The organism is Photobacterium sp. GB-210, assembly GCF_003026075.1.
Classification (GTDB): domain Bacteria; phylum Pseudomonadota; class Gammaproteobacteria; order Enterobacterales; family Vibrionaceae; genus Photobacterium.
In genome coordinates, this window is sequence record NZ_PYNU01000028.1 from 1 (window position 1) to 11,640 (window position 11,640).

Genomic DNA, 11,640 nt, shown 5'->3' on the forward strand with positions numbered 1-11,640 from the left:
GAGAGTGGACGATACTTTTGAAAGTTAACCCTTAAAATAGTATGCCTTGATAGTATGGTAACTATTTATGAGTTACCAATATACAAGTAGTATTGTGCCATTAGTACATTTTTAGTGGTTACAATTGGTAAACATATAAATAGCTATACTAAACAAACGCACAACATTGTTAGAGAGCTGTTAAGTGAATACAATCGCTGCATCAATTAGGGAGAGTGTAGCCAACACCTCAATATATGAGGTATTCCGATAGTTTTAATTATCGGGAAAAGGATGGTGTACCAACATAGGCAGCGATTTCGTAACAAATAAGTATTCTTGTTAATACTTTGCCTATATGTGAATTTTTTTTATAGAATTTAACTTACTCTGTTCATGCAGATTTGTTTTTTGATATTAGGTACTGCCAATGCAAACCCCTCACATTCTTATCGTAGAAGACGAGCACGTAACACGTAACACCCTAAAAAGTATTTTTGAAGCGGAAGGTTACACAGTTTTTGAAGCTAACGATGGCGCAGAAATGCACCAAATGCTTTCTGACAATCCTGTTCACCTAGTGATCATGGATATTAATCTACCAGGTAAAAATGGTCTTCTACTTGCTCGTGAACTTCGTGAGCAAGGCGATATGGCACTAATGTTCTTAACAGGTCGTGACAACGAAGTTGATAAGATCCTAGGTCTTGAAATTGGTGCTGATGATTACATCACTAAACCTTTCAACCCTCGTGAACTTACTATCCGTGCACGTAACTTATTGACTCGTGCTATGAACCAAGGTCTTCCTACTGAAGATAAGAAATTGGTTGAGCGTTACGAGTTCAACGGTTGGTCTCTTGAAATCAACAGTCGCTCACTAGTAAGCCCAAGCGGTGATCAATTCAAGCTTCCACGTTCTGAATTCCGCGCCCTACTTCACTTCTGTGAAAACCCAGGCAAGATCCAAACTCGTGCAGATCTTCTTAAGAAGATGACAGGTCGTGAGCTTAAGCCACATGACCGTACCGTCGATGTAACTATTCGTCGTATCCGTAAACACTTCGAATCTGTTGCTGATACACCAGAGATCATTGCAACAATTCACGGTGAAGGTTACCGTTTCTGTGGTGATCTTGGCGAAGAGTAATTCGTGAAGTTCAGACCATAATAAAAAGGCTCCTAAGGAGCCTTTTTTATTTTAAATGCAATACCATCACTCTATTTCTCGTACTGTTTTAACCATGTTTTCAGCACATCAATATCGTTTTGGTAACCATTTTTAATTTCATCAACCCAGTCATTAATGTTTTCCCACCAAGCAGGAAGTTCAGGAGACTGTGCTTTTTGTGCGACTTGCTGAATGTGTTTTAAACCGATAGAACCTGCTGCACCTTTAATTTTATGCGCTTCAAACTTAATCCCATCTTGATCTTTCGCGACCATATTCGAATCTAAAATCGCAATGTAATCTGGCATCATTTTTTCAAACATTTCGATGCTCGCATAAACAGGTTTAGTCCCTACAATATCAACGTAAGAGGTCAACATCTCCAAGTCGAGCAACTTGTCGATCATTTTATCGCTAGGCCTTGTTCCATCACTGTTAGTATCGGTTAAATCGTTAATTTCATCTTCCTCATAACTACAACTTAGAACGAGGTTTTCAATCACGCTAGTGATAGCTTTCACGCTTAATGGCTTACTAATCGCTTCATCCATCCCTTTTTCAAGGTATTCGCTTTTATCACTGATAACATTAGCCGTTAGAGCAACCAATGCTGGCAAATCCTGGTATTTTTCTCGTAGTTTCTGCGCAATATAAAAGCCTGTCATGTCTGGTAATTGAATATCTAACAAGACCAAATCATAATCTTCTGGTTTAAACATCGCTAAGGCTTCATCACCTCGCATTGCAACAGTGACTTCATGACCTAAACTTTCAAGCAAGGATTTAGCGACCGTGATATTTAACTCAATATCTTCCACCATGAAGATACTTAAACCAGTAAGCTCTGGTTTTACTTCAGTCACGATTTCTTCTTCAATAACATCTTCTACTAGCGGAACGCGAATTTTTACCGTAAAGGTACTACCTTCACCCACTTCAGAATGAACAGTGATATCTCCCCCCATTAGCTGAACGAGCTGGCGAGATACGGCAAGTCCAATCCCTGTTCCTACAGCATGAATATTATCGTCACCTTGTTTCACTTGATAATACATGGCAAAAATATTATCGATTTCAGATTTAGGAATACCAACACCGCTATCTTCAACTTCAAAGATAACATCAGCATCGTGCTCATGAATTTCACTGCTAACCGATAAAATCACGCCACCTTGTTTAGTAAACTTGGTCGCATTACCGATAAGATTCCACAACACTTGACGCAATCGCGTGCTGTCGACTTCAATATTTTTTGGCAGTTCAGTTAAGCACTCTAGGTCAAAACGCAATCCTTTCTGCTCAGCCATTAACTGAGAAATATTCCCCATTTCATCAATGAACTCGTTGAAATCCAATGGTTTTGGCATCAACTCTAAACGACGGCGATCGGATTTATCTAAATCAATAATATCATTAAATATATTTCCTAAGGTGATCGCACTAACATGTACGGTACGTAAGTAACCACGCTGCTCATCAGTAAGATCTGTATCGAGTAACATACGACTTAAGCCAACAATACCATTGAGTGGGGTGCGTAATTCATGGCTAATGGTTGAAATAAATGAGGTTTTGTCGCTACTGGCTTTTTCTAACGCATCTTCATATTTTTTACGTTCGGTAATATCACGGCCAAAGCCCATTAGACCAAGACGACGTCCATTGCGGTTATAAAATGGCACTTTACGAAGTTCAAATAGCGCACGTTTACCATTTGGATAAACTAACCACTGCTCATCTGTCATGGCACTATTTTCGTTAAACAACTCTTCGTCTGTTTTAATAATTCTTTTAGCGACTTCTTCAGGGTAAACATCCCAGGGTGTTAACCCCACTAGTTCTTTTTCTGTTTTACCCACTAACTCTGACATTGCACGATTACAACCTGAGAATTGGTTTTTTTCATTACGGTAGTAAATCAAATCAGGCGACGCATCTAAGAAAGACTTTAATAATGCACTTTGCTCTGCCACCGCTACTTGGGCATTTTCTCGCTGATAAACCTCATTTTCGAGATCATGCATCGCTTCTTCACGTGCTTCTTCCGCTTTTTCCCTTTCTTCTATTTCTAAATTTAACTGCGCAATATTGTTTTGAAGCTGTTTATTTAACTCCATGTCTCGCGAGCGCATCTCTTCTAGTTTAGTGACTAACTTCGATAAGCGTTGACGTGAGTCTTCTAACTGATCGACGACAACAGAGAGAAAATAAACAGCCCAAGGCGTTATTAATAAACCAAATGTCACCGATCGCACGATATCAATATCATTCACGGTGCCATGTAGTACTAACGTCACACTAACTTGAACAACAACGGCTAATGCAACCAATGCTAATGCAAGGAGTAGGCTAAAACGAACGATCCCTAATTTAACCAGAAGATCGACATAAAACTGAGCTAACATTTTGACTTGTTTCATCACTGAATACCAAAAGAAGAAAGATGCCGTCAAAGCGACGTGTAAGCTTGTTAATCATAAGCGCTGATATCAATTGCGCCAGAATAAAAAGCTGAAACTATAACCTTCACATACAAAAAAGCCCACATCACGTAGGCTTTGTTTTGTATTCTATTTTAATTGTGGGCGTTGATATACAAAAGCGTCATTAATTAGACTCCCTTGCCCACCATAAGTATCTAAGTTACGTCCAATTTCAGTCATCGCTAACCAGCGGTTTTCACACCACATTGGTGCCAGTAAGGTTGGCCTACGTGCCGCGGCTGAAACCCGATGATAAATCACATCAGCAGGAGTTAATCGGATCATTTCGCTCGCAATGTTGGTGTACTCTTCAAGGCTAATAGGGTCTAAACGTTCGGCTTTATATGCTTGCCCCATTTTACTGCCTTCAACTATGTGTAGTGGATGCAATTTTATCCCATCCACGCCTACCGCCACCACTTTACTGATCGTATCAAGGTTATCTTGTTTGGTGTCACCTGGCAGCCCAACAATTAAATGAGTGCAAACCTTGATCCCTAATGCCCGTGCACGTTGAGTGATAGCGGCATAACATGCAAAATCATGACCTCGGTTAATCCGCTTTAATGTCTTTTCATTTGCCGTTTGTAAACCTAACTCGAGCCAAATCTCATAGCCTTGTTGTACATAATCAGACAGTAACTCTAATACCGCATCAGGCACACAGTCAGGTCGAGTACCGACACATAACCCCACAATATCCGTCGTTTTTAACGCCTCTTCATACATTTTCTTTAGCGTTTGAACTTCAGCATAAGTACTGGTGTAAGCCTGAAAATAAGCTAAATAACGTTTTGCACGATGAATTTCATCGGCACGCTCTGCTAATTGCTGTTTAATAGGTAAAAACTGAGTCTTTTCATCTGCAAAAGAGGCCACATTACAAAATGTGCACCCTCCCCGACCAATCGTTCCATCACGATTAGGACAGCTAAAACCGCCATGCAAAGTTAACTTATGGACTTTTTCACCATAACGGCGCTGTAAGTCTTGACCAAATGTATTAACGAGTTCGTGCAGTTGCATTGCTTTACCTGATTGCAAATAAATAGCTGTAAACACCGCGATGAATAGCGAGCAATATTAAAAAGAGTCGCAAGATAGCATCAATTACAAGTAATAAATTTGTGCTAAAACAAACAAAGCCCTTTCCTTTACTCAACAAAAAAGACACTTAATCGTAAATAAAATACAAAAAAGTTTCCCTAACTACGTATTGTTGCCTTTTTGTAAACAATCGATCACCAAACGTTTTTTGCATTTAAACGCAATTGCGAATAATTATCGTCGTTAAAAAGCCTTTTTCATGTTTAACAATGCAACAAAACAGCAATATTATGATAGCTAAATGTTAATTTTTATTGGTAATTAATGTATCAAAATTGTAGGATAGTTACACTTGTGTGCAATTTCTGAACAATAAAAGCGATGCCATCACCCTACTGTAAAGTGATTTGTGTCGCCCTTTCTCAAGAAATACAGTGTGTTCGTTCATAGCAAAACGAAACAACAAAATTAAGTTTGCCAATACAGGACGATTTTATCTTTGTGCAGACACTCAATCATGTTGGGTAGAACAGGATAGTTCATTTCAATACCGCAGGATTGTGACAATAAATTAGGGATAACCAAGCCTTAGGAATATGGCTTGATGCAACTGGAAGGATGTATCTATGACAGATCAAGAGCTGAACGATCAGGGACTTTATGTGCCTGAAATGGAGCACGATGCCTGTGGTATCGGCTTTGTCGCCCACCTAAAAAACCGTAAGTCTCACCAGATTGTTACTCAGGCTCTCGATATGCTAGCGCGTATGGAGCACCGTGGCGGTCAAGGTTGTGATCCATGCAGTGGTGATGGTGCAGGCATTTTGCTGCAAAAGCCCCACGAGTTCTTATTAGAAGAAACACTGACACTCGGTATTAAATTACCCGCCTTCGATAAATATGGCGTCGGTGTTGTGCTATTTCCAAAAGATGAGCATAAACGCCAGCAATGTCGTGAGATCTTAGAGCGTAACGCTAAACGCCTTGATCTTGAAGTGATAGGCTACCGTGTACTTCCAGTTGACAACTCAATGATCGGTGAAGATCCATTGAGCACAGAACCACAATTTGAGCATGTCTTCATCACTGGTGGCGCAAACTTAGATCCAGCCGTACTAGAGCGTAAACTTTATGTTTTACGTAACTATACTGTACGTGTTTGTCTGGAAAGTGTTTCGAACATTGGCGATGACTTCTATATCAACTCTCTGTCATACAAAACTTTGGTTTACAAAGGCCAATTAACTACAGAGCAAGTACCTCAGTACTTCCTTGATCTACAAAATCCAACGATGGTGACCGCACTTGCATTAGTTCACTCTCGTTTCTCAACCAACACCTTCCCACGTTGGCGCTTAGCACAACCTTTCCGTTACATTGCTCACAACGGTGAAATCAATACCGTTCGTGGTAACTTGAACTGGATGAAAGCCCGTGAAGCGATTCTTGAGTCTGATTTATTTAGTCAGCAAGAAATCGATATGCTACTGCCGATTTGTCAGGAAGGTAGCTCAGATTCATCTAACTTCGATATGGCACTAGAGTTACTTGTGCTTTCTGGTCGTAGTTTGCCACACGCTTTAATGATGCTTATCCCTGAAGCGTGGCAAGAAAACAAAAACATGGATCCTAAGCGTCGTGCTTTCTACCAGTACCACGCCAATATCATGGAACCATGGGATGGCCCAGCCTCTGTTTGTTTCACCGATGGTGTTCAAGTAGGTGCAACACTGGACCGTAACGGCCTACGTCCATCACGTTATACTGTGACTAAAGATGACTTCCTTGTGATGGCATCTGAATCAGGCGTGGTTGAAATTGAGCCTGAAAACGTCCAATTCCGTGGTCGTCTACAACCGGGTCGTATCTTCGTTGCTGATCTAGAGCAAGGTCGTATTATTTCTGATGAAGAAGTAAAAGACAGCATTGCGACAGCACAACCGTATGAGCAATGGGTTAAAGACAATCTATTAAGCCTAAAGACGCTTCCTGAAGCTGATAATATGCATCATCAGCCAACACCTGAGCGCTTACTGCATCATCAACAAGCGTTTGGTGTGAGCTCAGAAGAAGTGAATGACATTATTGTTCCACTGGCAAAAACAGGTTATGAGCCATTAAGCGCGATGGGTGCAGATTGGCCGCTAGCCGTGCTATCACACCAATCACAGCATTTATCTAACTACTTTAAGCAGTTGTTTGCGCAGGTAACCAACCCACCAATCGATCCAATTCGTGAGCGCATGGTAATGTCATTGAATACTTACCTCGGTAAGGATCAAAACCTGCTAGCTGAAACACCTGCGCATTGCCAAAAAGTTGAACTTGAATCTCCTGTTCTTTCTAATGCTGAACTTGAGAAAATCCGTGAGATTGATAATGAACATCTTCAATCGAAAACATTGGATATTGTATTTAATGCAAGTGGCGAAGATGGCAAACTAGAGCGTGCACTTAAACGTATTTGTCAGTATTCAGAAGATGCAGTCGTTGATGGTTATTCAATCATTATTCTAACTGACCGTGCGGTTAATTCTAACCATGCAGCTATTCCTGCAATGCTGGCTGTTGGCGCGGTTCACCACCACCTGATCCGTAAAGGTCTTCGCGCGAAATGTGACATCGTGGTTGAAACTGGCGATGCTCGCGAAACACACCACTTCGCAACCCTAGTTGGTTATGGTGCTAATGCAGTTAACCCATATCTTGTGACTGAAACGCTAGTAGATCTTCAACGTAAGCGTAAGCTTGATCCAGAAGTACCAACAGACACCTTATTTGATAACTACCGTAAAGGGGTTAACGGTGGTCTGCTGAAAATCTTCTCTAAGATGGGTATTTCAACCCTACAGTCATACCACGGCGCACAAATTTTTGAAGCACTTGGTATCAGTAAATCTGTGGTTGATAAGTACTTCACCGGTACTGTAACGCGTATTCAAGGTCTAACGATTGATGATATCGCGCAAGAAGTCTTAGTCCGTCATCGTGTTGGTTACCCTACTCGTGAAATCCCAGTACAAGTACTTGATGTAGGTGGTGTATATCAGTGGAAGCAACGTGGTGAGAAACACTTGTTTAACCCTGAAACCATTTCACTGCTACAACAATCAACACGTGAAAAAGATTACGCGCAATTTAAGCAATATGCGAAAGCGGTTGATGATCAAGGTGATAACGCTGCAACACTGCGTAGCCAACTTGATTTCATCAAAAACCCTGCAGGCTCTATTCCACTCGAAGAAGTAGAACCAATCGAGAATATCCTTAAGCGTTTTGCCACAGGTGCAATGAGCTTTGGTTCGATTTCTTACGAAGCGCACTCAACACTGGCTGTTGCGATGAACCGCATCGGCGCAAAATCTAACTCAGGTGAAGGTGGTGAAGATCCAGTTCGCTTTGAGAAGAAAGACAACGGTGATTGGGAACGTTCTGCTATCAAGCAGGTGGCATCAGGTCGTTTTGGTGTCACCTCTTACTACCTAACTAACGCTGATGAGCTGCAAATCAAAATGGCTCAAGGTGCGAAACCCGGTGAAGGTGGTCAGCTTCCAGGTGATAAAGTCGATGACTGGATTGGCGCAACACGCCACTCAACACCAGGGGTTGGCTTAATTTCTCCACCGCCTCACCATGATATTTACTCAATCGAAGATTTAGCCCAGCTGATCTACGATTTGAAAAATGCCAACCGCGCAGGTCGTGTCAACGTTAAACTGGTATCAGAAGCCGGTGTAGGTACGATTGCATCAGGCGTTGCTAAAGCCAAAGCCGATGTTGTTCTTATTGCAGGTTTTGATGGCGGTACAGGTGCATCACCAATGTCATCTATTCGCCACACAGGTCTACCGTGGGAATTAGGTCTGGCAGAAACGCACCAGACGCTACTGAAGAATGGTTTACGTAACCGTATCGTTGTTCAGTCTGATGGTCAGATGAAAACACCTCGTGACCTTGCTATCGCCACTCTTCTGGGTGCTGAAGAATGGGGCGTAGCAACAGCTGCACTGGTTGTTGAAGGCTGTATCATGATGCGTAAGTGTCACAAGAATACTTGTCCTGTTGGTATCGCAACACAGAACAAAACATTACGTGAACGCTTTGATGGTCGCGTAGAAGACGTTGTGACTTTCTTCCAATACATGGCTGAAGGTTTACGTGAAGTAATGGCAGAGCTTGGCTTCCGCACTATTGAAGAAATGGTAGGGCAATCTCACAAGCTGAAAGTCCGTGATAATGTCAGTCACTGGAAATACAAGAACCTCGATCTTAGCCCTGTACTTTACGTTGAAAAGCCACGTGCTGAAGATGGTATTTACAACCAACGTCCCCAAGATCATGGTTTGGATAACGTACTAGACCGTCAATTGATTGAACTTGCACAACCAGCACTGACGGAAGGTAAAGCAGTCAACGCTGAATTGCCTATCATCAATACCGATCGAAGTGCAGGTACTATGCTGTCGAATGAAATTTCGAAAGTATACAAAGATAGCGGCTTACCACAGCCGATGAACGTGAAGTTCTTTGGTTCAGCAGGTCAAAGCTTCGGGGCATTCCTTGCTAAAGGCGTGAAATTTGAAGTTGAAGGCGATGCGAACGATTACTGGGGTAAAGGCCTATCAGGCGGTACGCTAGTACTCTACCCTGATGCGAAATCTGACATCGTTGCTGAAGATAACATCGTTGTGGGTAACGTGTGTTTCTACGGTGCAACCTCTGGTGAATCTTATATTCGCGGTCTTGCTGGCGAGCGTTTCTGTGTTCGTAACTCAGGCGCACAAGTTGTGGTTGAAGGTGTCGGTGACCACGGTTGTGAGTACATGACAGGTGGTGTTGCCGTTATCCTGGGTCAAACAGGTCGTAACTTTGCTGCTGGTATGAGTGGTGGTGTTGCTTATGTTTGGGATCAGTTCGATGACTTTGAAACCAAATTAAACCCAGAGTTAGTCGATTTAGATCCAATCGAAAAAGAAGACCAAGAATTATTACTAAATATGCTAACGAAGCACGTAGCATTGACTGGTAGTACGGTTGCAGAGCTTTTCCTATCTAACTTCGAAGCTAACTTGAAGAAGATGGTGAAAGTTATGCCAAGGGATTACAAAGCCGTATTACTAAAGCGTAAAGCTGAAGCTCAAGACAAGGAAGCGTTGGAGGCAATCAATGGGTAAGCCAACTGGATTTTTAGAATTTGGCCGTGAATTGCCAAAAAAATTGGACCCGAGTGTTCGTATTCAAGATAACAAAGAATTCGTTTTAAACGATGAATTTGGTGACAAGATCAATGAACAGTCATCACGCTGCATGGATTGTGGTGTACCGTTCTGCCATAACTCTTGTCCAATTGGGAATATTATTCCTGAATTTAATGATGCGGTTTACCGCGATAGTTGGGAAGAAGCGTGGAACATCCTAAGTTCAACGAATAATTTCCCAGAATTTACGGGTCGTGTGTGTCCTGCCCCTTGTGAAAGTGGCTGTGTGTTAGGTATCAACCAAGATCCCATCACGATTTGTAATATCGAGAAAACAATTGTTGAAACAGCTTACCGTGAAGGTTATGCCAAGCCTAAAACACCACGTTCTCGAACCGGTAAAACCATTGCAATTATCGGTTCAGGCCCTGCTGGCTTATCAGCAGCAGAGCAACTAAACAGCGCAGGTCACACTGTGACAGTGTTTGAGCGTGATGAAAAAGTCGGTGGTCTACTTCGCTTTGGTATTCCTGACTTTAAGCTAGGTATGGATATCATTGATCGTAAGATCAACCTAATGGCAGAAGCTGGCGTTAAATTTGAAGTTAATGCGCACATTGGTGTCGATATCAATGCTAAGCAATTACGCCAAGACTTTGATGTCGTTCTACTTACAGGCGGCTCAACCGTTCCTCGTAACCTGCCAATCCCAGGTCGTGAACTAAATGGCGTACATTTTGCGATGGAATTTCTTGCGCAAAATAACCGTCGTGCCAACGATATGGATTTAAAAACCGAAGAAATCCATGCCAAAGGTAAACATGTAGTGGTTATTGGTGGCGGTGATACAGGTTCTGACTGTGTGGGTACATCAAATCGTCACGGCGCTGCAAGTATTACTCAAGTTGAGATCATGCCTGTTCCACCTGAAAAGCGTCCAGCTAATCAGCCATGGCCGTCATACCCAATGATCATGAAAACATCAACGTCACATGAAGAAGGTTGTGATCGTTACTGGAACATCTTAACCAAAGAGTTTATCTCTGATGATAACGGTAATGTGAAAGGCTTACGTATTGCTGATATCGTTTGGCAAGAAGCAAAACCAGGTGAGCGCCCAGGGTTTGATGAAGTTGAAGGTTCAGAGCGTGTGATTGCCTGTGATCTTGCTTTCTTAGCAATGGGCTTCTTACACCCAGAACCAACAGGCGTTCTCGCTCAACTTGATATCGCATTAGATGAGCGTGGTAATGTTGCAACTGAAGATTTCGCGACTAACCAAGCCGGTGTATTTGCAGCAGGTGATATGCGTACAGGTCAATCATTGGTTGTACGTTGTATTAACGAAGGTCGAGAGTCTGCTCGTGCAGTTGACGCTTACCTTATGGGTAATACAAACCTTGAAGCAAAAGCTGATTCATTAATGCTTTCTTAACTTCTACGTAAAGTTAATCTTTAATGCAAAGCCAGCTCAAATGAGCTGGCTTTTTTACTGTTATAACTCTCAATATTCAATGTTAGCCTCAACATTTCCCCACACATCCCTAAAAACCTATACTTAATTATTAATATTAAGACTTTAATTACGCCCTTCCAATCAGGATAAACACTTGCTACTCACTATATTTAATTGAACTTTAAGATGTTATTACTATTTTAAGATACATCATAATATTTAGCGCTAGTTGTTATGTCTATTTGACCTTTTTGTAAATTATGGGTACTTTGATGAATCGCAGGAAGCATACTGATGATCAGGATG

5 protein-coding genes are annotated in these 11,640 nt (G+C 41.8%); 3 read left to right on the forward strand and 2 right to left on the reverse strand.

What is annotated here, in order from left to right; genetic code table 11:
- Positions 1-409 precede the first annotated feature (409 nt).
- Positions 410-1,129 carry a two-component system response regulator ArcA gene (arcA, locus tag C9J38_RS19735; RefSeq protein ID WP_107208579.1) on the forward strand — a complete coding sequence of 240 codons (720 nt, stop codon included), beginning with the start codon at positions 410-412 and terminating at the stop codon, positions 1,127-1,129.
- 71 nt (positions 1,130-1,200) lie between these two features.
- Here arcA and arcB read toward each other — a convergent pair whose 3' ends face one another.
- Positions 1,201-3,570, reverse strand: a complete 2,370-nt coding sequence (gene arcB, locus C9J38_RS19740) for an aerobic respiration two-component sensor histidine kinase ArcB (protein ID WP_107208580.1) — start codon at positions 3,568-3,570, stop codon at positions 1,201-1,203.
- Between the two features lie 150 nt (positions 3,571-3,720).
- Positions 3,721-4,659 (reverse strand): TIGR01212 family radical SAM protein, encoded by a 939-nt coding sequence (locus tag C9J38_RS19745; protein ID WP_107208581.1) that lies wholly within the window; start codon positions 4,657-4,659, stop codon positions 3,721-3,723.
- A gap of 647 nt (positions 4,660-5,306) precedes the next feature.
- Here C9J38_RS19745 and gltB point away from each other — a divergent pair.
- Entirely contained in the window at positions 5,307-9,854 is a 4,548-nt protein-coding gene (gene gltB, locus C9J38_RS19750) for a glutamate synthase large subunit (protein WP_107208582.1), read from the forward strand.
- Positions 9,847-11,313, forward strand: coding sequence for a glutamate synthase subunit beta (locus C9J38_RS19755; RefSeq protein ID WP_045083715.1), 1,467 nt, complete (start codon positions 9,847-9,849; stop codon positions 11,311-11,313). The genes gltB and C9J38_RS19755 overlap by 8 nt, the downstream gene beginning before the upstream one ends.
- Positions 11,314-11,640 lie beyond the last annotated feature (327 nt).

What these genes read in the sequence shown, in the direction of transcription:
- C9J38_RS19745 (WP_107208581.1), bottom strand. Translation starts at nt 4,659, where the DNA reads ATGCAACTGCACGAACTCGTTAATACATTTGGTCAAGACTTACAGCGC.
- arcA (WP_107208579.1), top strand. Translation starts at nt 410, where the DNA reads ATGCAAACCCCTCACATTCTTATCGTAGAAGACGAGCACGTAACACGT.
- gltB (WP_107208582.1), top strand. Translation starts at nt 5,307, where the DNA reads ATGACAGATCAAGAGCTGAACGATCAGGGACTTTATGTGCCTGAAATG.
- C9J38_RS19755 (WP_045083715.1), top strand. Translation starts at nt 9,847, where the DNA reads ATGGGTAAGCCAACTGGATTTTTAGAATTTGGCCGTGAATTGCCAAAA.
- arcB (WP_107208580.1), bottom strand. Translation starts at nt 3,570, where the DNA reads ATGAAACAAGTCAAAATGTTAGCTCAGTTTTATGTCGATCTTCTGGTT.